Origin of the sequence: Dokdonia sp. PRO95, assembly GCF_000355805.1 — a bacterium.
Classification (GTDB): Bacteria; Bacteroidota; Bacteroidia; order Flavobacteriales; family Flavobacteriaceae; genus Dokdonia.
On sequence record NZ_CM001837.1, the window covers coordinates 1,002,295 to 1,024,978 of the forward strand.

A 22,684-nucleotide genomic window follows, 5' to 3' on the forward strand; every position below is an offset into this window, starting at 1 on the left:
TTTTGATGGGTCACATTTTCGCGAAAGCGAACTCACTTAACAGGTTTATTTCTCTTCTAAGATTTCCATCAAGTTAGAAGCTCCTTGCATTTTTGCGTGATCAAAAGCAGTGTTACCTTTTTCATCTTTATGAGATAAGTCGGCACCATTTTCAATAAGCATTTGTGCAATTTCTGACTGCGCAAAAGTGGCAGCATAAATAAGAGCTGTAGCCTGATTTAGATTTACGGCATTTACATCTGCTCCGCTTTCTATAAGTAGTTTTGCAATTACTGGATATCCTTTAAAACACACCCCCATAAGCGCTGTATTTCCAGAGCTATCCTTAGCATTCAGGTCTGGCTTATGCTTTAAGATAGCCTCACTTATATCTTGATTTCCATAGTAAGTGGCAAGTAATAAAGGTGTAGAACCACGTTGATCTTTAATATTTACAAGTTCTGGATGAGCAGTAATAATTGCTTGCACCATCTCTAGATCTCCGTTGCGTATTGCGTCAAATAATTTGTCATTCATAACTTACATTCTGTGCTACACGGAGTTGCTTATTGTGATTACTCCGAAAACATAAAGATAAAAACAAAAATGATATACGCCATTTAAATTAACGTCTCTTAGTATAATTCTTGATTCTATCATTACAGTAGTTAATTACTCCTGCCAAAGTGATTTAATTAATTGTTAATTATAATTATCTTAAGACCTGTAGTACGTCTTAAAAAGTACTTTAGAGTTATAATAATAAACTAACTATGAGTAATACCGCGCTTTCTAATTGGCTTGAAAAAGATAATCTAGCATCTACTGCTACACGGGGAGTGATTTCTGGAGTATTAGGAGGTCTAGCAGGCACCATTGTTAAAAGTGCCATAGAACGCGTATTACCCGTAAGACAGCCCAACACCGACAGTGCACAACTTAAGCTCGTAGATAATATCTCTGAGAAACTTACTGGCGAACCGGTAAGCACATCAAATCGAGATCTCGCAGAGCAATTAGTGAATATTCCCATTGGAGTAACATTAGGAGCTAGTTTAGGCTATGCAAAACGTGATAGACCAGAGACTAACCTTGTAGAGGGAGCGCTCTTTGGTACGACAGCATATCTCGCAACGCATGAAACCTCGCTTCCATTAATGGGCCTAGAGGATGAGCCTAAAGATATCCCTGTAAAATTACAAGCAAACGAATTTCTAGCTCATGTTGCCTTTGGAGTAACTGCAGAACTCATACGAGGTTGGGTGGCACGTAAACTAGACGACTAGATGCTTGTTAAAATTTCGGCAGCTTTTTTGAGTGTCTCGTCATCTTTGGCGACACAAAATCTCAGCATTTTATAATCTTCTTGATTCACATTAAATACCGACGTTGGTATAGACGCTAGTTTATGGGTTGTGGTTAACGCTTTCGCGAAAGCGGTGTCACTCTCACTAGTAATTGCAGAATAATCCAGCATTTGAAAGTAGGTACCTGCGGCAGGCTTTGCTGTAAAACGTGAGCCTTGAATCAGGTTTAGAAACAAATCTCTTTTCTGCTGATAAAAATCGTTCAATTCTAAATAATGACTAGGGTCCTTGAGGTACTGGGCAAAGGCTTTTTGAGAAGGATGATGCACTGAAAACACATTAAATTGATGTACTTTTTGAAACTCTTCCATCAACTCTTTTGGAGCAACTGTATATCCCATTTTCCACCCTGTATTATGAAAAGTCTTCCCAAAGGATGCCGTAATAAAACTGCGTTCTCTTAATGCTGGGTAACGAGCCACACTCTCATGACGCTTGCCATCAAAGACTATATGCTCATACACCTCATCACTTAGTAATATGATATCTGTACCTTCAAGAATACGCTCTAGCTCCAGCATATCTTCTTTATGAAGAATAGTTCCCGTAGGATTGTGCGGGGTATTAATAAATAGCATTTTAGTCTTAGACGTTATCGCATCTTCTACCGCGTTCCAATTCACTTTATAATCTGGCGCTTTAAGTTGAATAGGGACTACTTTACCACCATTTACAGTCACCGCAGGCTCATAGCAGTCATAAGCAGGTTTCAATATAATCACCTCATCATCTGGACGTATAAATGCAGATACGATTGTGTAAATAGCTTGGGTTGCTCCAGCAGTTACTGTAACCTCAGCTTCTGGATGATAATCACTTCCATATAGGGTGTTGAGTTTTTGAGTAATTTCTTCACGCAAGCTGTAAATACCTTGCATAGGAGCGTACTGATTGTACCCATCACTCATTGCCTTTGTAACAAGCTGTTGCAGTTTTGGATCACTATCAAAGCCTGGAAATCCTTGCGCGAGATTAATGGCTTGATGTTCATGTGCCATCTTACTCATCACCGTAAAAATGGTAGTACTAACGTCAGGAAGTTTTGAATGAAAATGCATGTATCGTCTTTGTGATTAAAGATAAGGCATCTCTTAAGATAACATACAAACTTTGTTGCATAGGACTTTCATGTCCGCACAAAGCACTACATTATTTACCCATTTCTTGAGCGGTCTTCTCTAGTTCTGTATACCACTCTTCACCAAACTTACGTATCAACGCATCCTTAGTAAATTTATAAACAGGCACAGATAGTTCTTTCCCTAGAGAACAAGCATCGCTACAGATAGGCCAGCGATGATAATTTACTGCCGAAAATGAGCTATATTTTTGCACACGAATAGGGTACAAATGGCAAGAAATAGGTTTGCGCCACGACACTTCACCTGCATTGTAAGCATCCTCAATACCACAGCTTGCCCATCCTTTATCATTAAAAGTAACGTAAGCACACTCAGCTCCATTTACTAGCGGTGTCTCAAGTTCACCGTCACGCACGATACTGGTTCCCTGCTCCTCAATTGCCGCAATTCCTTCTGGACGCAAAAAAGGTTTTACCTTATCATAAATATCTGCCATGATGGTAACCTCTTCTTCTTCAAGTGGTGCGCCGGCTTCACCTGCGATGCAGCACTCCCCTTTACAAGCATTAAGATTACAGACAAAATCTTTTTCGATAATGTCTTCAGAAACGATGGTTTTTTTGAGTTGGAACATAGTTGCGCAAAGATACTGGGAAAGTATCAAGTAAAAATGTGTGAGTAGCGAGATTATTTATGGTTATGATTTTTACGCTTTCGCGAAAGCGTACCACTTCAAACTACCTAGGCTGCATACATTTTATCAATAAGTGCTTTGTATTTTTTTTGAACTACTTTGCGTTTAATTTTTAGTGTAGGCGTTATTTCTCCTGCTTCTATGCTGAACTCACGAGGAAGCAGTGTAAACTTCTTTATCTTCTCAAACGCTGAAAATTCCTGCTGAAGCTCGTCAAAACGTTTCTCAAAAAGTGTTACAACCTCCTTATTCTCAATGAGCTCTTCCATAGTATCAAAAGAGATATTGTGCTCGAGGGCATACTTTTTTAAGTTCTCAAAATTAGGAACGGCAAGTGCCGTCACATATTTCTGCTGATCTCCTATTACTGCAAGTTGCTCAATGAGAGCATCACTTACGAGCGCTGTTTCTAACTTTTGAGGTGCAATATACTTACCCCCAGAGGTTTTCATCAAATCCTTAATTCTATCTGTGATAAATAGATTTCCGCCTTGATCTAATCTTCCTGCATCTCCTGTACAAAACCACCCATCCTTAATAACCTGAGCCGTAGCTTCTGGCTTTTTATAATATCCTTGCATCACACCAGGGCCTTTTACGAGGATTTCATCATTATCTCCTATCTTAATCTGAGTACCTTCGATGCTTTTTCCAGCAGAGTTAAATTCAAAATTTGTGTATCCAAATAAAGAAACTGTTGCAGTAGTTTCTGTAAGTCCGTATCCACATTTTACGTCAAGACCAAAGGAATGAAAAAACGCAACCATTTCTGCAGCAAGGGGCGCTCCACCACAGGGCATAAATTTAATACGCCCTCCAAAGAGTGCACGCAGCTTGCTTAACACAAGCTTATTTGCAATTTTATATTTGAGTTGTAATGATAATGGCACTTTTTTCTCAAGCCTTTTGTGCTGATTATAGTAATTATCACCTACACTTAGTGCCCAGCTTGCAAGTTTCTGCTTTGTAGGCGAAGCCTCTTTTGTTTTAGCTTGTATCGCTGCATAGATTTTTTCAAAAATACGAGGCACTGTACACATTACCGTTGGTCGCACTTCTTTGAGTACTTCTGCAATTTTCTTTGGGTCTTGATTAAAATACACTTCAATCCCCATATGTAAACAGAAAAACACCCAACTACGTTCAAAGATATGACTGAGTGGTAAAAAACTTAACGACACATCTTGATCAGATATATCAAGTTCATATTTATGTGCTGCTAGAGAAGCTCCTATATTAGTATGACCTATCATCACACCCTTAGGTTCTCCTGTGGTTCCTGAAGTATAGATAATACTTGCTAGATCTTTTACATCAAGGTCTTGCTGTCTTTTTAAATAGATGTTCTCAATTTCTTGAGTAGGACTAGCGGCAACAAAATCTTCTAAATACATAGAAGAAACAGAAGACTTAAGTTTGATGGTATCTGTAAGAGCCACTATAAGCTTTAAGTATGAAGAGCTTTCTAGAAGCCCATAAGCCTGATCGTATTCATGCTGATTTCCCACAAAAAGTAAACTTACCTCAGCATCATTTATCACATACTCTACTTCCTTAGTAGAACTCGTTGCATAGATAGGTACTGTTACTGCTCTTATGCTCATTATCGCAAGATCTGCAATAATCCAGTTTGGCATATTTTCGGCAAAGATGGCTACGTTATGCTGTGTTTCAACACCAAACTGCAATAAACCTTTGGCAAGATTTTCAACACGGTGATACATATTTTTCCAGCTTATGCCTTCCCAAGTATTTAGTGTCTCATTCTTAACATAGAGCGCATTCTTGTTTTCAAAGCGTAGCGCATTTTCCTTGACATTTACTACTAGGTGTTTGTAATCCATAAACTGTAATTAATTACGATATTTAATCATTGAGGTTTTCCAAAATTAAACATTAATAGCCCGTTTCTTCTTTTATTAACCGTACTAGGGCGTAATAACGACCTTTTATTAACCTCTGTTAATAGAAATGAAGCATCCTAGTAGAAAACCTTATATTTATCTACCATACGGTTGTGCTTAAACAGCAATAATTCTTAAAATTTTCTTCTATGAAACTCTGGTCTCTCTGTCTTTTATTTACCTCTTTTATAGGTACTGCTCAAACTCCTACAGATGTGCTCATAGATCAACATCTCAAGAAAACTCTTATTGAACATAAAGCCTTTGTGAGCATTCCTAACTTGCCTTCAAACCCAGCTTTAATGCTAGAAAATATAGCTTTTGTAGAAAAGCGCTACAAAGGATTAGATTTTGAAACTAGCTTACTAGAAACTAGTACACTTCCCATTCTTCTTGTAGAAAAAGAGTATAACCCCAATTATAAAACGGTGCTCTTCTATGTCCACATAGATGGACAGGCAGTAAACCCCGCAGCCTGGGATCAAGAAGATCCTTTTAAACCTGTACTCAAGGAGGAAAGTAGCTCTGGTAAATACAAAGCGATTTCTTGGGATCAACTAGATAGTAAAATTGATGATGACTGGCGCATTTATGGCCGTGCCGCTGCAGATGATAAGGCACCTATTATGATGTTTATTACTGCGCTACAACTTTTGCAAGAACAACAAAAAGAGCCTGCTTTTAATATCAAGGTAATTTTTGACCCAGAGGAGGAGTACAGCTCGACAGCTTTACTTTCTACCCTAGACAAATACAAAAGTAGATATGCCGCAGATTATTTTGTGGTAATGGATGGTCCTGCTCATGATTCTAATCAACCTACGCTCACCTTTGGATGTAGAGGGATTGCTACTGCAGCAATCACTACTTACGGTGCCCGCCTACCTCAACATAGCGGTCATTATGGTAACTATGCGCCTAACCCTGTCTTTAGACTTGCAAACTTACTTACAAGCATGAAAGATGATGATGGTAAAGTACTTATTGAAAATTATTATGACGGAATTACCATTACTCCAGAAACGGCTCAAGTACTCTCTTCTGTACCTTTTGAGCAAACAAAGTTTAATAAAAAACTTGGTGTTCACACCGCCGAAAAAGTAGGAAGTTCATACCAAGAAGCACTACAATTTCCTTCTCTTAACATTAGACAGATAGGCACCTCTTGGACTGGCGAAGGTTTAAAAACTGTAGTTCCAGAATATGCCATTGCACATCTAGATATACGCCTCGTTCCAGAGACAGATGGCGATGCACAACTAGCAAAGATTAAAAATCATATCACAAAACAAGGTTATCATTTATTAAATCGAACTCCCACTGATGAGGAAAGGCTTACCTACCCTAAAATAGCAACATTTACAGGGAAGACCTCCGTAAACGCGTTTAGAACAAATCCAGATGATGCTTTTGGCAAAAAAATAAGAGGAGCACTATCACAATCTTTTGGCAAAGACCCAATTACAATTAGAATGATGGGTGGCACTGTGCCTATTGTCCCTGTGATTAAGGCGCTAGATGTTCCTACAGTCATACTTCCGCTGGTTAATATGGATAACAATCAGCATAATCCTAATGAGAATATACGCATAGGAAATATTAAACAAGGCATCAAGGTATGTCTAGCCTTACTTGAGACAGCTTTTTAAGGAGATTTTTATGCTGTTACGCTTTCGCGAAAGCGAACTAACACGCACTAGTGAGGAGCGTTGCATAAAAAGCAAAACGTCCAACTTATAACAAGTTGGACGTTTTTATTGTGTACTTACGCTTTCGCGAAAGCGTTATTTATTTACTTAATATCAAAACGATCTGCGTTCATCACTTTTGCAAATGCACTTACAAAAGTGTTTACAAATCGTTCTTCACCATCATTTGCTCCATATACTTCGGCAATTGCTCTTAGCTCTGTGTTTGATCCAAAAATAAGATCTACTCTTGAGCCTGTAAACTTCATATCTCCTGTACGTCTGTCTGTTCCAGAAAATAATGTATCGTCTGATGATAGTGCTTTCCAAGTATAGGTGAAGTCTAATAGGTTCTCAAAGAAATCATTAGTAAGGGCTCCTACTTTATCTGTAAACACTCCTACTTTAGACCCGTCATAGTTACAACCTATCACACGCATACCTCCTACTAAGGCAGTCATCTCTGGTATAGAAAGTCCCATAAGATTTGCTCTATCTATAAGAAGCTCCTCTGCAGCTGTTTCCATACCACCTTTCTGATAGTTTCTAAAACCATCTGCTCTGGGCTCTAGGTAACCGAAAGAGTCAATGTCTGTTTGCTCTTGGCTTGCATCAGTACGTCCCGGGGTGAAAGGCACCGTTATTTTATGACCAGCGTTGTGAGCGGCACGCTCAACGCCTACTCCACCTGCAAGCACGATAAGGTCTGCCATAGATACATCAAATGCTACATTATCTTGTACATCTTTAAGAGCATTAAGCACTCTTCTCAATTGTTCTGGGTTATTTACTTCCCAGTTATTTTGTGGTGCAAGACGTATACGGGCACCATTTGCTCCACCTCGCTTATCACTATTTCTAAACGTAGAAGCAGATGCCCAAGCTACACTTACCATATCTGAAGCAGATAAATCTGTTGCATCAATAGCTGTTTTAAGTGTTGCTACTTGGCTATCTGACAGTGTGTATCCGTTTGCTTCTGGTATAGGATCTTGCCATAATAACTCCTCTTTAGGTAATTCTGGACCTAAGTAACGTGACAATGGTCCCATATCACGGTGTGTCAATTTATACCAAGCTCTTGCAAATGCATCTTCAAATGCTTTATGATCTTTATGGAACTTCTCTGAAATCTTACGATATTCTGGATCCATTTTAAGAGCCATATCTGCTGTAGACATCATTATTCCTTGAGTACCATTTCCTCCTGCAGCTGGTGCTTGCGGTGCATCTGGATTAGATGGCTTCCACTGGTGTGCCCCTGCTGGACTTGTGGTAAGCTCCCAGTCTAAATTAAGTAGTACGTCAAAATACTCTGCATCCCAACGTGTAGGATTAGGTGTCCAGGCTCCTTCAAGACCAGAGGTGATTGTATCATCTAGCACCCCGCTCTTATATGTGTTTTTCCACCCAGTACTCATCTCTTCCAGAGTTGCTCCGTGCGGCTCTGCTCCTAAGTATTTATCTGGATCTGCAGCTCCGTGTGCTTTACCAAAGGTATGCCCTCCAGCAACGAGTGCAACTGTTTCTTCATCATTCATTGCCATACGGCCAAAGGTCTCTCTTATATCAAAAGCACTTCCTATAGGGTCTGGCTTACCACTAGGTCCTTCTGGATTCACATAAATAAGTCCCATATGAGTAGCTCCTAAAAATCCTTTAAGCTCTCTATCTCCCTCGTGACGCTCTTTTTCTCCTAACCACTCATCTTCATAACCCCAGTTAATATCTTGTTCTGGTTCCCATACATCTTCTCTCCCTCCTGAAAAACCAAAAGTGGGGAACCCCATAGATTCTAAAGCTGCATTACCTGCAAGGATAAATAAATCTGCCCAAGAGAGATTTTTACCATATTTCTTTTTAATAGGCCATAAAAGTAAACGTGCCTTATCTAAGTTTCCGTTATCTGGCCAACTGTTAAGTGGTGCAAAACGTTGTGATCCAGAGCTAGAACCACCACGGCCATCACCTATTCTATAAGTACCAGCACTGTGCCAAGCCATACGTATCATAAATGGTCCGTAGTGACCATAATCTGCCGGCCACCAGTCTTGTGAATCTGTCATTAAATCTATAACCTCTTGCTTTAGCGTAGGGAAATCAAGACTATTAAAAGCTGCGGCATAATCAAAATCTTTATCCATAGGGTCGCTACTTGTACCGTTCTGACGCAGGATATTTAATTTTAACTCATTAGGCCACCAATCTCTGTTTGAGGTTCCCTTACCAGCTACTAACTGATCTGGATTACCAAGAAATGGACATTTTGCTACTGCACTGGGATCATTTATGTCCCATACGTTTGTGTGTTTACTACTCATAATGCGATGTTTTACTAGGTTGATGTGGTAAAAATATTTATTAAAATACCGGCTAACTATAGTTTGTCATTAGAATAAATTAAACTTTAATAGCCAAAAACTATGACGATATTTTATTATGAACATTACAATGTGTTTTGAAAAAAATGTTACCAACTTATTAAGAGTGCATTAAGTTAAGAATTGTTTTTATAATTCTCCTTAATGATGCGTTAAGTATCTTTTAAATAAAGTTACCTTTGGGCGCATTTTAAAATGAATATGCAATGAATATAGATCTTAAAGAAATACTTACTGCCGCGATGGTGCTATTTGCTGTAATTGATATTATAGGGAGTATTCCTATAATATTAAAACTACGAAAAAAAGCAGGACATATACAGAGTGAAAAGGCCGCCTTAGTAGCACTTATTGTAATGATTCTATTTGTATTTGTAGGGGAGAGCATACTAGGCGTCATAGGTGTTAACGTATATGAATTTGCAGTAGCAGGTTCTTTTATTCTATTCTTTATTGCCTTAGAGATGATTCTAGGTGTTAGTATTTTTAAAGATGATGATGGTATTAGTGCAAAGACCGTATCTGTGTTTCCGCTCGCTTTTCCATTGGTAGCAGGACCAGGTACTCTTACTTCGCTTCTTGCATTACGTGCAGAATATGATCTAAGCAACATTATAATAGCTGTTATACTTAACATAGCACTAGTATACGTAGTCTTAAAAACATCTAAGCATATAGAACGCTTCTTAGGAAAGAACGGTATTGCTGTTATACATAAAGTTTTTGGTGTAATTTTGTTAGCAATTGCTGTAAAGCTATTTACTGCAAACATTCAAGAACTCTTTAAGTAATACTATGAAGTTTATAATCCCTATTGGAATCTTACTGGCGCTAGGCCTTCTTATTTATAATGTAACATTGCTAGACTTTTCTAATCTACTAGAAGGTGAAAGCAGTATTGCTTTAATAGGAGTAATTGCATGTTCATGCGCAATTTTGCTGTTACTTATATTACGTACATCTCGCAAGATTGCAGAGAAACACAAATAATATATATTACATTAAGTATATAATGTACGGGTTATAGATCTCGTAAATAATTCCAACAATTAAAGTAAGTATTGCTAGTACGGTAAAAGCAATATGCAACTTTTGATACCATAGATTACGACGCAACTTCCAGATGAGTTTCTCATCTTTAAGGTTTTCTATTTGAGCTAGAATAATTGGTGGCTTCAAATAAAAAGGACTTACCGATATGCCATGGCGTATAAGTAGTGCAGCACTATTATCTAGCAATCTAAAGATGATTGCGATAATATATACATATATAGCTACTACCATTAACATAGGTTATTCTTTTTCAAGGGTAAGTTCTATTACTTTTTGAATTACGGCATCTTCTTTATTAACCATCATCTCAAAAGCATTGTTATCAAAAAGTTGTCTCGCCATTGTGGCTTTAAGATATTTCTTGTACAAATCTTTGTACTTACTAGCTTTCAAATTGATCTGCCTAAACTGTGCGAAAGATATAAAATCTTCTACTACTTGATCTGATATAACAACCTCTTCTTGAAATTGCTCCATACTCAAGCTGTTGTAGTATGTTCTATCCTTTTCTAATTGCTCAAAAATAAATAAGCGCATATAACCAGAACGCAATACATAATTGAGATGCTCAACCTCATAATCTGTGTTTTTAGGAACAAAAATATCTGGTATAATCCCTCCACCGCCGTATACAATTTTACCTTTAGGGGTTCTAAATTTAAGAGAGTCTGCAACCTTGATACTATCTACACTACGCAGCTCGCCGTTTTCATATCTATTGAGATAATCTTCAAAATAATTTTTATCTCCTAATTCATAAGGCTTCTGTATAGACCGACCTGTAGGTGTATAGTAACGAGCAATTGTTAACCGTACAGCACTACCATCACCTAAATCCATTTCTCTCTGCACAAGTCCTTTACCAAAAGACCTACGACCTACTATAACTCCTTTATCATTGTCTTGCAAAGCTCCTGCAACAATCTCACTAGCACTTGCAGAGTTTTCATTAATAAGGATAAACACTTCTCCTTCTTCAAAAATCCCACCGTCATCTGTATAGCTTTTTGATATATTTCCCGTTTTATTTTTTGTAAAAAGTATGAGTTTATCTTCTTTCAAAAACTCATCTACCACGCCCTCTGCGCTTGAGATATAACCCCCTGGATTATCTCTTAAGTCTAGTGCAATTTTAGTAGCTCCCTGATTTTTAAGATCTACAAGTGCTTTCTTAAATTCTTCATGAGTAGACTCTGCAAAGCGATTAATTTTAATATACCCCAAGGTATTAGTAAGCATATAACTACCTACCACACTAAAAATAGGCACATGATCACGATCAAAATTAAAAGACATAAGGTCTTTAATTCCAGGTCTTTTTACTTTAATCTCAATAGGTGTGCTCGCCTTTCCTTTTAAGATACTAGATAGAGAGTCATCTGTAATTTCCTTGGTAGATAAATTGATGCCATCTGCATAAACAATACGATCTCCGCCTTTAATTCCTGCGCGAGCACTAGGTCCTCCTTTTATAGCTTGTATTACCGCAAGAGAGTCATTATAAGGGTAAAAACTCACCCCTATTCCCACAAAATCACCCTTCATATTCTCCTCCATAGCGCTATACTCATCTGGTGGAATATAAGTAGAATGTGGGTCTAGATTATCTAAAATACCATTTACAGTAACTTCTACTATGCTATCTGTATTAATAGCATCTACATACTCATAATCTATGTAATCTATAAGCTTATTAAGCTTATCCTTTTTTGCATTTGAAGTGAACAACGCGGTATCGTTATACCCAAAATCTAATAGGCTTCCTAGCAATATGCCTAAAGCTATACCTAAACCAAAAAGTAAGGGAATATATTTGCGCTGTATTTTCATTTATGAATCGATATCTTGAAGATGTACTATCTCAACGCCTGCTTTTTCTAAAAATTTTACACCCGTTAGATCTTTATAAGCATTATGGTAAACCACACGCTTAATACCAGCTTGGTGTACTAATTTACTACAATCCTTGCATGGACTTAATGTGATATATAAAGTTGCTCCATGGCATGACTGTGTTGAACTTGCAACCTTTAAAATTGCATTTGCTTCAGCGTGCAACACATACCATTTCGTATTATTTTCATCATCCTCACAAATATTCTCAAAACCAGTAGGTGTTCCGTTATACCCGTCAGATATAATCATCTTGTCTTTTACAATAATTGCTCCCACCTGCTTGCGGTTGCAGTATGACAACTTGCCCCACTCTCGAGCCATTCTCAAGTATGCGATGTCATATTTATGTTGTTTTGAAGCCATTAATTAAGGTGATGTATGTATTTACGCTTTCGCGAAAGCGTGAAAAAAATTATAATATATAACTTATTTACGCACTTCTAAAAGCATGTAAAATAATTATTAAAAATTAATGTTAGATAAGGTGGTTTGAAATACAGGTATGGCAACACCAATAACTATGGATGATATAACCATGACCCAATCTCTAAGTGAAAATCTGAAGATTGCTTGCCCCACAAAACTTATGACAAGTACTACAAATACAATAATTAATTGTGCCGCTTCTATACCTAATGTATACTCAATTAATGGTAATAGCTTACTTTCTGAGCTTGCTGTCATCATTTTAAAATAGGTAGAAAAACCTAACCCGTGTATTAATCCGAAAAATAAAGCTGCAAAGAGGTGAATTCCAATTTTCTGATTTCGATTCTTTTTGCCAGCTGTAAAAATGTTATATAAAGCGGTAATTAAAATTGTTATAGGTATGAGAACTTCTACTAGTGATGAGTTTACTTTAACTACACCGTACGCCGAGAGGGCAAGAGAAAGGGTATGTCCTAGTGTAAATATAGTCACTAGCGTCAATAATTTTTTCCAGTTACCAAACAGGTATGGTACTGTGAGTACTATTAAAAAAAGTATGTGATCATAGGCGTTCCAATCTAGTACGTGAAAAAGGCCTTCTTTAAAATAAAATAAGAATGAATCCATCTAAAAAAATTAGGGGTTTTATCAAATGTACAAATTAAAAATCTTGATTAAATAGCTATCTTTGAAGCTTACTTTAAATTAAGAAATATGTCTTTTTCAGATTTATATGATAGCGGGTTCCGCAAGAGAAACCAAGATCACTTTGCAGCTATTGTGAGGGTGGCAATGGATGATGGTGTAATTTCAGACAAGGAAAAAGCTTTTTTAGACAGGCTTGCTCGTAACCTTTCTATATCTGCAGAGGATTATGAAATTATTCTAGGAGATTATATGTCTCACCCTATCAATCCTCCTACTACTTATGACAGAAGGTTAGAACGTTTATACGATCTTACACGTATGGTACACATTGACCATGATTTTGAGCAAGAGGAGCCTTTATTAGTTAGGCTTGCTGTAGGTTTAGGATTTTCTACAAGTAATGCATCTTATGTAGCGCATAAAGCACTTGTTCTTGTAAGAGAAGGTGCAGATATTGACACTTTTCAAGATGAAATCAAAAATATGAGCCGCTAGATTGCAGCACTATTATAAAAGTAAAAAGGGGAAAATCTTTATAAGATCTTCCCCTTTTTTGTTGTTCTCTAAGAAGAGAAGATTCTACTCTTCCTCCTCTTCTGAAGAAGCGACTACGACTTCTTTGCTTTTTCTTTTGTAACGCGTTAAGAGTCTTTCTATAGTTTCAAATAGAAGCTCTGCATCTATCGGTTTTGTTAAATATGCATTCATACCTGCTTCCTTTGCCGCATCTTGCTCTTCTTGAGCCGTTCTAGCAGTAAGGGCTATAATAGGTAGTTTACTTATTTTATTATTAGAATGACTTCGTATTTGTACTGCGGTATCAAGACCATCCATTACGGGCATAGTAAGATCTAGTATTACGAGATCATAGGTGTGTCTATCTAGAAACTCTAGCACACGCTCACCGTCTTTTGCAATATCTATACTATAAGCGCCATGATCTACAAAAAGACGTAACATTAAAAGTTGGTTCACCTCTACATCTTCTCCTAATAAAATGCGGGGCTTTTTACCGGCAGTTTTTTTATTCTTTGCCTTTTTGGCCTTTTCTTTCTTTTCTCTTTTCTGATTATGGGAAACTCCCATATAAACCGTAAAGCTAAAGGTAGAACCTTCACCCTCCACACTACTTACTTCAAGATCGCTATCTAGTAAGTGTGTAAGTTGTTTTACAATACTAAGCCCTAATCCAGAACCTCCAAAGAGCCCTCTTTTCTCAAGTTGTGTAAAACTGTCAAAAATACTATCTATCTTTTCCTTAGGTATACCTATACCCGTGTCTGTCACCTCAAAGGTAACGGGTATTCTTCTGGCGTTTTGAGAATCTGTTTTTACACAGAATTTTATATTACCTTGATGCGTATATTTTAATGCATTTTCTAATAAGTTTACAAGAATCTGATTGATTCTAAGATGATCTCCCACTAAGAATCGTGGGATTTTTGAACTCATTTCAAACTCAAAAGAAAGTCTTTTCTCATCTGCTCTAAGTTGATAGGTTTTACCTAAGACTTCTATAAATTCCTTAAAATCAAAGCGTCTCTTTTTAATTTCTAATTTACCTGCTTCAATCTTAGATATATCCATCAGGTCATCTAAAATAGTTACTAGATTCTTAGATGAATCTTTTACTATATTAAGTATATCAAGTTGCTCCCTCGTGATATCCGTATTTTCTAATACAGAGAGAAAACCTACAATACTATTGAGAGGAGTTCGTATTTCATGACTTACGTTTGCAAGAAACTTATTTTTAAAACTACGCTGTATTTCTAACTCTTGATTGAGCTCTTGCGTGATATTAAAACCTATAATAGACTCATTACGCACCTGTTTAATCTGGTGCACTGTTTTATAGTGATCTGTAAGGTCGTTTAGAATTACGACTAGCGTATCATCATCTCTTAAAATTGTCTTTATGTCTAAAAAATAAAGTCTGCCTAGCACTTCTACTTGAACACAAAAGAAAGTATGTTCTTTTTTTGTATCCTCAAACACGGTCATGAGTGAGTAGAAGAATGGATGAAACTCTGTTATATCAGAGTTTTTACTTATAGAAAACAAGTTTTGATCAGAATCTACTACCTTCAGTTCTCTATTTACAATAAGTAATTGTGTGGTTTTATTAAAAAAATCCTGTCTAAGGTTATCAAGCATTTTTAAGCAATTGTGCTGCTACATCACTAAACAGCTGTTCAACATTTTCTCCGGTCTTTGCACTGGAAAGATAGCTATGTTGAACATCTTGAGCCTTTAGAGCCTCGATGATTTCATCCTTATCGACTAAGTCTACTTTATTTCCGATAATGTGCACAGGCACTTGGGGATACTTTTCTTTTAAATGACTTAAATTATACTTTAAATCACCATATGTTACTGCTCTTGAAGCATCAAATACATAAATAAAGCTTGAAGCTCCCATTAAGTATGATGGCCTGTATTTTGTAAAATCGTCTGTTCCTTCAACGTCCCATATAATCAATGTGACTTTGTCAGAGTTGATAGTTACTTCCTTCTTCATTATATGCACACCAATAGTCACTACATAGTTATCTGAGAAATTATTCTCAACAAACCTGCGAAGTAGTGAAGACTTACCAACACCAAAATGTCCTAGTAATACTATTTTTTTAGATACGCTCATCTGTAAAATACTCTTTTAATTTTTTTGTAAATTTTTGATTGTCACTTAAATCATCTTTGTTAATCACAAACTGAGCAAAGTCAAGTAACACATCATCAAGTTTATTTTTATATTCATCATCATAAATACCGCTCAAAATTACGGCAATATAATATTCTGAGAAATTTTGAAGATGAATTGTGTAGAGTTGATAGTCTATCCTCTCTAATTCCATCTCTCCTCTCTCAAAAGCGTCCTCTGCAAAGCTTTTTATGGCCGTAAGCATACCTGCCATCATATCCTTGTCCATCGTTTCGGTTTTCGAAAAGCTTGCTTTAAGAATTCCAGAACCTTTTTCGACCACGAGTATTTGTTCAATATACGCCTTATATTCTTCTTTAAGCAACGCCGCAGCAGTAGGTCTTTCCTTACCCTTAGACTTAAACATACTTCTAAAAGAAAATGCATTATCTATTTTCTCACTTATTGAGTCGTTAAGCTTTTTTATCTCTGCTTGGACATATCTTTTTATCATTTTACCCATAATAGGGTACAATGCTTCAACCACCGCATCCTGAGAATTTTTGATTTCAGATTTTAAAGTTTGGGTAATTGTGGGCCCTAGAGTTTCGGGCATCTCTTTTACAAAGCTTAACAAGCGTTCATCTAGAATAGGACCTACTCTATCTGACAAATGCTGTTGCCTCTCTTCTAGGTCCTTGAGTTTTCTGTATATATCATTCTCAGGCTTTTTCTCATCTCTGAGTAAAAGCTCTTTTAAAATTTCAAGACGTTCATCAGTTGTCATTAAAAATTTTCAGAGTTGATCTAAGCCTTTATATTCTCACCTAAGCGTATAAGCATATCACCCAGACTATCGCGATTTACCTTTCTATTATCGAGATCTTGAGTTTTATCATCAAGCGCTTGTTCAAGATCAGAAATACGAATATTTACATCTGTACTTAGATTATCTATAGCCATCATGATCTCCTTACGAGCATCATCTACATAAGATAGCATCTCTTCACGCTTTTGCGTAATATCAGCCTTTAAGGTCTCAAACTCGTGATTATATTCTTGAATATTTTCACCAAAAATGAGGTTCTTAATAGCCTCAATTTTAGAATTTGCAACATCAGGAAGTTGTTCGTTCTGTGTAGGGTCTTTTTTAGCCATAATTAGGAGAAGCCTTAATTTTGTTTAATCAAATATAAAAAAAATCCTCCGCCTTATGAGTTTTAATCTTTCATAACTCAATAATTAAGACCCCTTCATGAAACTTTCGGCTTTTTCAACCATTAATTTGCTTCCACAAAAGAAAGGAACGCGTTCATGCAGCTCTGTAGGTTGAAGGTCTAATATAGCTGTAAAACCATCACTAGCTTTACCACCTGCTTGCTCTGCTATAAATGCCATAGGATTGCATTCATACAACAAGCGTAATTTACCATTGGCAGCTTTTGAGCTCTTAGGGTACATATATATACCACCTTTAATCATATTTCTATGAATATCAGAAACTAACGACCCTATGTATCTAGACGTATAAGGACGGTCATCTTTCTCTTCTTGACAGTATTTTATATATCTCTTCACACCCTCTGGGAAATGAACATAGTTCCCTTCATTTACGGAGTAAATATTTCCTGTTTCAGGAAACTGCATGTTAGGGTGAGAAAGATAAAAAGTTCCAATTGCAGGGTTAAGAGTAAATCCATTTACACCATGACCCGTAGTATAAACTATCATGGTAGAAGTTCCATAAATAATATATCCTGCTGCTACCTGCTCTCTACCTTTTTGTAAAAAGTCTTCCATAGTCACAGGGGTTCCTGCGGGAGTCACGCGTCTATAGATTGAAAAAATTGTCCCTACAGAAACATTTACATCAATATTAGAAGAGCCATCTAGAGGATCCATAAGCAACACGTACTTATTATTATTATCCTCGTTTTGACCATGTATTGAAATAAAATCGTCATTTTCTTCACTCGCAATACCACAAAGAATATTACGGTTAGTGAGTGTACGTATAAAGGTGTCATTTGCCATAACATCCAGCTTTTGCTGGTCTTCACCTTGGATGTTTGTCTCCCCAGCGGCACCCACAATATCTACAAGGCCTGCCTTGTTTACTTCGTGGTTTACAACTTTGGCCGCAAGGCGAATAGAGTTAATCAATCGAGAAAGTTCTCCAGAAGAATACTGGAACTCAGCTTGATTTTCAATAATAAACTCTCCTAATGTTTGGTTTTTTCTTGACACAATACGTGTTTTTTGATTTTGTGCAAAAGTAACTTTTAATCTTAAATTACTACAACGTTTTCGTTTAAGAATAGTTAATGTAATTAATTACCTTAGCGCTGCTTAGACAAAAACAACCCTATTTATGAACATCTCGATTCAAAAAGCAACCCCAGAAGATATGCCCGCTGTATTAGGCCTCATAAATGAACTAGCCGTTTATGAAAAAGAGCCAGAAGCGGTGAAAATCACAGAAAAAACACTTCTGGAAAATGGTTTTGGCGAGCATCCTCTTTTTACTTGCTTTGTAGCAAAAAAAGAAACAGAAGTCGTAGGCATGGCTTTATGCTACTTCCGCTTTTCTACTTGGGATGGAAAATCATTACACTTAGAAGATCTAGTAGTTAAGGAATCTTTACGCGGCAAAGGTGTAGGACAAAAACTCTATGACAAAGTAATGATATATGGAGCTGAGAGCGGTGTAAAACGCGTAGAGTGGGTGGTATTAGACTGGAACACTAGTGCCATTGAATTCTACAAAAAGAGTAATGCAAAATTTTTAAAAGATTGGCATCTTGTTCAAATGGACGAACAACGTCTTCAGGATTATATTAAAAAAATTAATGCTTAATAATTCTTGGTACTGTTGTGAGGTACACGCTTTCGCGAAAGCGTAACTAAGTCCACACAACAACACATTATCATTTTTATTGAAAATTTTCTCTTAAAAAGAGCTACTCACTTACAACAGCAAGATTACCGATATGCAGGTTTTTAAATTTGGAGGAGCATCTGTAAAAGATGCAGATGGCGTAAAGAATGTTGCAACCGTACTACAAACTATGGGAGCTGAAGAAAAGCTTATCATAGTCTCTGCTATGGGTAAAACGACTAACGCAATGGAAGCTATTGTTACCGCTTACTTTGAGTACAAAAGTAGTCTCCCTGAACATATTGAGCACACGGTAGCTTATCATATGGAGATTACTAGTAATCTTTTTGAAAAAGGTGATGTTGTTTTTGAGAAAATAAAAGAACTTTTTTCAGAACTAAAAGGCTTTCTTGCATGGAACAAATCGCCAAAATATGATTTTGTTTATGATCAAATAGTGTGTTACGGCGAGCTTATATCTACAACTATAATAAGTGCTTACCTTAACAAACAAGGACTCACAAACACCTGGCTGGATGCGCGACGCCTAATAAAAACTGACAGTAGCTATCGCGATGGACGTGTAGACTGGAAAGCAACACAAGTTGCTATAAAGAACAATGTGAATTTAAAGGGCCTCTCTGTCACGCAAGGCTTTATAGCATCAGATAGTAACAACTTTACAACCACATTAGGCAGAGAAGGATCTGATTACACAGGTGGCATATTTGCATACTGTCTTAATGCAGAAAATCTAACTATCTGGAAAGATGTACCTGGGGTTTTAAATGGCGATCCTCGAGTTTTTAATAACACTGTCTTACTTCATGAAATTCCATATGAAGAAGCGATAGAACTTGCATTTTATGGAGCTTCTGTTATTCATCCTAAAACTTTACAACCACTACAACGCAAGGAAATACCTCTCTATGTAAAGTCCTTTTTAAACCCAAAAGACTCAGGCACAAAAGTAAGCGCAGTAACAGCACTAGTTCCTGAAGTGCCCTGTTATATTGTAAAGAAAAATCAAGTACTTATATCACTATCTTCTCTCGACTTCTCATTTATGGTAGAAGATAATATTGCAGAGGTATTCCAGTTATTATCTACATATAAACTTAAAGTAGACCTCATACAAAACTCTGCAATAAGCTTTTCTGTATGTGTGGATAACAAATTTAACGGCCTAGAGGGACTCACAAAACAGCTTAAAGGTAAATTTAAACTAAGCATTACCAAAGCCGTTTCATTATATACCATAAAACACTTCACACAAGATGCACTTAAGAAATTTGAAAAGGATAAAACAGTGCTTCTCAAGCAAGTTACTCAAAACACTGTGCAACTTGTGACACAAAACTAGAAGTATACGGTCTCTAGGTTAACAAAATGTAATTATAGCAAACCCTATTTGTTATATTTGCCTACTTAAATAACCACTATAATATATGGGTCTAGTTACCGCAAAAGAAGTTGCACGCGCTATAAATGTCGATAAATTTGGCTTTATAGGCACTTTTGCTGGGTGGTCATTAATGAAGGTTCTTAAAATATCTTCTCTCAATAAAATTTACGACCGCAACAAACACCTAGGAGATCTTGAATTTCTTAATGCCTTGCTTGATGAATTTAATATCAAGTTTGAAATCCCAGAAGAAGATCTAAAAAGACTACCTAAAGATGGTGCTTATGTAACGATATCAAATCACCCACTAGGAGGTATAGATGGAATATTATTGCTCAAATTAATGCTTGAGCAACGTCCAGATTTTAAAATTATAGCAAACTTTTTACTACACCGCATAGAGCCACTCAAGCCCTATGTAATGCCAGTAAATCCTTTTGAAAATAAGAAAGATGTAAAGTCAAGTATTGCTGGCTTTAAAAGTGCAATATCACACCTTAGAGAGGGCCACCCACTCGGAATTTTTCCTGCTGGAGAAGTCTCTACATACAAGGACGATAAACTCATTATAGACAAACCGTGGGAGGAAGCAGCTATGAAACTGGTTAAAAAGGCAGAAGTGCCTATTGTACCTATCTATTTTCACGCAAAAAACAGTAGACTCTTTTATCAATTATCAAAGCTAAGTGATACACTTAGAACAGCTAAGCTCCCTAGCGAACTACTCACACAAAAAAATAGGGTGATAAAGGTGCGTATAGGAAATCCTATAAAAGTCACAGCACAAAAAGAACACGAATCCCTTGCAGACTTTACAGAGTTTTTACGCAAGAAAACCTATATGCTGGCAAATTCTTTTGAGAAAAAGAATATTTTAAAAGATATCCCTCAAAAACTAAAAACACCAAAAGAGCCTAAAAAGATTGTTACAGAAATGAGTAGTGATCTTATAGAAGATGAAATTTTACGCTTGCGCAAAAATGACCGTCGCCTTCTTACTAGTAAAAACTATGAAGTATATCTAGCTCCTGCTCAAGAGATGCCTAGCATTTTAAGAGAAATAGGAAGACTTAGAGAAATCACCTTTAGAGCCATAGGAGAGGGAACAAATGAAGCTATAGATCTAGATAAATTTGACAGATATTATTACCATATGTTTTTATGGGATAATGAAGCAAATGCACTTGCAGGAGCCTATAGAATGGGACTGGGGTCAAAGATTTATGAAGAACATGGTATAGATGGGTTTTATCTTCAAGATCTCTTTCGTTTTGAACCAGAGCTACACAAGATGATGAGTGAAAGCATTGAAATGGGGCGCGCATTTATCATTAAGGAGTATCAACAAAAACCCATGCCACTTTTTCTTTTATGGAAAGGTATCGTCCATACCACATTGCGTTTTCCAGAGCATAAATACCTTATAGGTGGAGTGAGTATTTCAAATCAATTTTCAAACTTCTCAAAGTCGATGATGATTGAATTTATGAAATCTCATTACTACGACCCTTATATTGCACAATACATACGTCCTAAAAAGGAATGGAAAGTAAAGCTCAAAGATGCCGATAAGGAGTTTGTTTTTGATGAAAGTAAAGCAGATCTAAATAAGTTTGACAAGCTCATTGAAGAAATAGAACCAGGATCACTACGTCTTCCTGTTCTCATAAAAAAGTACATTAAGCAAAATGCAAAAGTTATTGCTTTTAATGTAGACCCTTTATTTAATAATGCCATTGATGGCCTTATGTATATCCGCATTGCAGATCTACCAGAGAGCACCGTAAAACCTGTGATGGAAGAGTTTCAAGCAGAGCTCGAAAAAAAGTATAATCAGCGTAATACAGAAGAGGAGTAAAAAACATTTACCCTCTTTCTTTATAAATCTTATACTATCTGTATTCTGGATTTTCAAAGTTCCAGCGAGTACCATCATCCCAGTCCCCACGTGAATTTCCATAAGCTGGATATCCTCCCTGTGCTTTAAGCATACTTGCAAGATGCAATAAGTTGTATGTCATAAAGGTGGTATTACGATTTGTAAAGTCGTTGTTTTTTGCTCCACTCTCCTCATCATTATAACTAGCACCAGGACCAGCCTCCCCTATCCATCCACAATCTGCTTGTGGCGGGATACTATAGCCTATATGTTGTAATGAATACAGTGTACTCATGGCTACATGCTTGATACCATCCTCATTACCAGTGATAATGCAACCACCTGCTTTTCCATAAAAATAGTATTGCCCTTTTTCATTACGGTTACCACTTTCTCCGTACAAGCGTTCTATAAGCTTTGTCGCAACAGAAGACTTCTCACCAAGCCAGATAGGGGTTCCTATAACAAGAATGTCTGCCTCTTCTATCTTTTTAAAGATTGCTGGCCACTCATCTGTTTCTTCTCCGTGTTCTGTCATGTCATGATATACGCCATAAGCTACGTCATGATTTACAAATCTTAAATATTCTACAGTAACACCTTCTGATCTCATAATGTCTATAGAGACATCCATGAGAGCCTTAGTGTGGCTCATGTGGGGTGTTTTTTTGAGCGTGCAATTTATATACAGCGCTTTTAGGTTTGAGAAATCAGGCTTTTCTTTCATATTATAAGTCTGACGTTTAAATAATTAAAA

The 22,684-nt window shown here is 36.8% G+C and carries 23 protein-coding genes; 8 read left to right on the forward strand and 15 right to left on the reverse strand.

All coding sequences use genetic code 11. From position 1 onward, the window contains the following. Nucleotides 1-45: 45 nt before the first annotated feature. Nucleotides 46-516, reverse strand: coding sequence for an ankyrin repeat domain-containing protein (locus D017_RS04295; RefSeq protein ID WP_035334845.1), 471 nt, complete (start codon nt 514-516; stop codon nt 46-48). Nucleotides 517-752: 236 nt separating this feature from the next. On the opposite strand from D017_RS04295, the gene D017_RS04300 reads away from it, so the two are divergent. Then, the gene (locus tag D017_RS04300) at nt 753-1,265 is read left to right on the forward strand and encodes a DUF1440 domain-containing protein (RefSeq protein WP_035334846.1); all 513 of its coding nucleotides are present in this window, start codon (nt 753-755) and stop codon (nt 1,263-1,265) included. Here D017_RS04300 and D017_RS04305 read toward each other — a convergent pair. The 3 genes from D017_RS04305 to D017_RS04315 all read right to left on the reverse strand — a co-directional run bounded on the left by D017_RS04305 (nt 1,262) and on the right by D017_RS04315 (nt 4,966). Beyond that, on the reverse strand, nt 1,262-2,404 hold the full coding sequence (locus tag D017_RS04305) for a methionine aminotransferase (RefSeq protein WP_035334847.1): 1,143 nt from the start codon (nt 2,402-2,404) through the stop codon (nt 1,262-1,264). The genes D017_RS04300 and D017_RS04305 overlap by 4 nt on opposite strands. A 91-nt stretch (nt 2,405-2,495) precedes the next feature. Then, nucleotides 2,496-3,062: a DUF3109 family protein gene (locus D017_RS04310; RefSeq protein ID WP_035334848.1), complete on the reverse strand. Its 567-nt coding sequence runs from the start codon at nt 3,060-3,062 to the stop codon at nt 2,496-2,498. 107 nt (nt 3,063-3,169) lie between these two features. Then, the gene (locus D017_RS04315) at nt 3,170-4,966 is read right to left on the reverse strand and encodes a long-chain fatty acid--CoA ligase (protein WP_035334850.1); all 1,797 of its coding nucleotides are present in this window, start codon (nt 4,964-4,966) and stop codon (nt 3,170-3,172) included. Between the two features lie 209 nt (nt 4,967-5,175). Between D017_RS04315 and D017_RS04320 the strand changes: the two genes are divergently transcribed. Next, on the forward strand, nt 5,176-6,675 hold the full coding sequence (locus tag D017_RS04320) for a M20/M25/M40 family metallo-hydrolase (RefSeq protein WP_035334852.1): 1,500 nt from the start codon (nt 5,176-5,178) through the stop codon (nt 6,673-6,675). A gap of 143 nt (nt 6,676-6,818) precedes the next feature. Here D017_RS04320 and katG read toward each other — a convergent pair whose 3' ends face one another. After that, the gene (katG, locus tag D017_RS04325) at nt 6,819-9,035 is read right to left on the reverse strand and encodes a catalase/peroxidase HPI (RefSeq protein ID WP_051583798.1); all 2,217 of its coding nucleotides are present in this window, start codon (nt 9,033-9,035) and stop codon (nt 6,819-6,821) included. A gap of 266 nt (nt 9,036-9,301) precedes the next feature. Between katG and D017_RS04330 the strand changes: the two genes are divergently transcribed. Together D017_RS04330 and D017_RS04335 are read left to right on the forward strand one after the other, a co-directional pair. After that, the gene (locus tag D017_RS04330) at nt 9,302-9,886 is read left to right on the forward strand and encodes a MarC family protein (protein WP_035334853.1); all 585 of its coding nucleotides are present in this window, start codon (nt 9,302-9,304) and stop codon (nt 9,884-9,886) included. Between the two features lie 4 nt (nt 9,887-9,890). Next, nucleotides 9,891-10,085: a hypothetical protein gene (locus tag D017_RS04335; protein ID WP_035334857.1), complete on the forward strand. Its 195-nt coding sequence runs from the start codon at nt 9,891-9,893 to the stop codon at nt 10,083-10,085. 6 nt (nt 10,086-10,091) lie between these two features. Here the strand turns inward: D017_RS04335 and D017_RS04340 are convergent, their stop codons facing one another. The 4 genes from D017_RS04340 to D017_RS04355 all read right to left on the reverse strand — a co-directional run bounded on the left by D017_RS04340 (nt 10,092) and on the right by D017_RS04355 (nt 13,100). Then, a complete protein-coding gene (locus tag D017_RS04340; RefSeq protein ID WP_225969331.1) occupies nt 10,092-10,379 on the reverse strand; it encodes a hypothetical protein in 288 nt (95 codons plus the stop codon). A 9-nt stretch (nt 10,380-10,388) separates the two neighbouring features. Then, nucleotides 10,389-11,978: a S41 family peptidase gene (locus D017_RS04345; RefSeq protein ID WP_035334861.1), complete on the reverse strand. Its 1,590-nt coding sequence runs from the start codon at nt 11,976-11,978 to the stop codon at nt 10,389-10,391. Beyond that, entirely contained in the window at nt 11,979-12,407 is a 429-nt protein-coding gene (locus D017_RS04350) for a dCMP deaminase family protein (RefSeq protein ID WP_035334863.1), read from the reverse strand. It abuts the gene before it with no gap. 99 nt (nt 12,408-12,506) lie between these two features. After that, the gene (locus tag D017_RS04355) at nt 12,507-13,100 is read right to left on the reverse strand and encodes a HupE/UreJ family protein (RefSeq protein WP_035334865.1); all 594 of its coding nucleotides are present in this window, start codon (nt 13,098-13,100) and stop codon (nt 12,507-12,509) included. A gap of 87 nt (nt 13,101-13,187) precedes the next feature. Between D017_RS04355 and D017_RS04360 the strand changes: the two genes are divergently transcribed. Beyond that, nucleotides 13,188-13,616: a fructose 1,6-bisphosphatase gene (locus tag D017_RS04360; protein WP_035334867.1), complete on the forward strand. Its 429-nt coding sequence runs from the start codon at nt 13,188-13,190 to the stop codon at nt 13,614-13,616. Nucleotides 13,617-13,700: 84 nt separating this feature from the next. On the opposite strand, the gene D017_RS04365 is transcribed toward D017_RS04360, so the two are convergent. The 5 genes from D017_RS04365 to fbp all read right to left on the reverse strand — a co-directional run bounded on the left by D017_RS04365 (nt 13,701) and on the right by fbp (nt 18,012). Then, nucleotides 13,701-15,278 carry an ATP-binding protein gene (locus tag D017_RS04365; RefSeq protein ID WP_035334868.1) on the reverse strand — a complete coding sequence of 526 codons (1,578 nt, stop codon included), beginning with the start codon at nt 15,276-15,278 and terminating at the stop codon, nt 13,701-13,703. Then, nucleotides 15,271-15,765, reverse strand: coding sequence for a Rab family GTPase (locus D017_RS04370; RefSeq protein WP_035334870.1), 495 nt, complete (start codon nt 15,763-15,765; stop codon nt 15,271-15,273). Before D017_RS04370 ends, D017_RS04365 begins: the two co-directional genes overlap by 8 nt. Next, nucleotides 15,752-16,552: a hypothetical protein gene (locus D017_RS04375; RefSeq protein WP_035334872.1), complete on the reverse strand. Its 801-nt coding sequence runs from the start codon at nt 16,550-16,552 to the stop codon at nt 15,752-15,754. The genes D017_RS04370 and D017_RS04375 overlap by 14 nt, the downstream gene beginning before the upstream one ends. Nucleotides 16,553-16,572: 20 nt before the next feature. Continuing rightward, nucleotides 16,573-16,923 carry a hypothetical protein gene (locus D017_RS04380; protein WP_035334874.1) on the reverse strand — a complete coding sequence of 117 codons (351 nt, stop codon included), beginning with the start codon at nt 16,921-16,923 and terminating at the stop codon, nt 16,573-16,575. Between the two features lie 84 nt (nt 16,924-17,007). Continuing rightward, a complete protein-coding gene (gene fbp / locus D017_RS04385) occupies nt 17,008-18,012 on the reverse strand; it encodes a class 1 fructose-bisphosphatase (protein WP_035334876.1) in 1,005 nt (334 codons plus the stop codon). Between the two features lie 124 nt (nt 18,013-18,136). Between fbp and D017_RS04390 the strand changes: the two genes are divergently transcribed. From D017_RS04390 to D017_RS04400, 3 genes are all read left to right on the forward strand, one after another. After that, complete coding sequence (locus D017_RS04390; protein WP_035334878.1) at nt 18,137-18,622, forward strand: GNAT family N-acetyltransferase; 486 nt, start codon at nt 18,137-18,139, stop codon at nt 18,620-18,622. A gap of 133 nt (nt 18,623-18,755) precedes the next feature. Then, the gene (locus D017_RS04395) at nt 18,756-20,006 is read left to right on the forward strand and encodes an aspartate kinase (RefSeq protein ID WP_035334880.1); all 1,251 of its coding nucleotides are present in this window, start codon (nt 18,756-18,758) and stop codon (nt 20,004-20,006) included. A gap of 85 nt (nt 20,007-20,091) precedes the next feature. Next, nucleotides 20,092-21,906 carry a lysophospholipid acyltransferase family protein gene (locus D017_RS04400; protein WP_035334882.1) on the forward strand — a complete coding sequence of 605 codons (1,815 nt, stop codon included), beginning with the start codon at nt 20,092-20,094 and terminating at the stop codon, nt 21,904-21,906. Nucleotides 21,907-21,940: 34 nt separating this feature from the next. Here the strand turns inward: D017_RS04400 and D017_RS04405 are convergent, their stop codons facing one another. Further along, on the reverse strand, nt 21,941-22,654 hold the full coding sequence (locus D017_RS04405) for a flavodoxin family protein (protein ID WP_035334885.1): 714 nt from the start codon (nt 22,652-22,654) through the stop codon (nt 21,941-21,943). Nucleotides 22,655-22,684 lie beyond the last annotated feature (30 nt).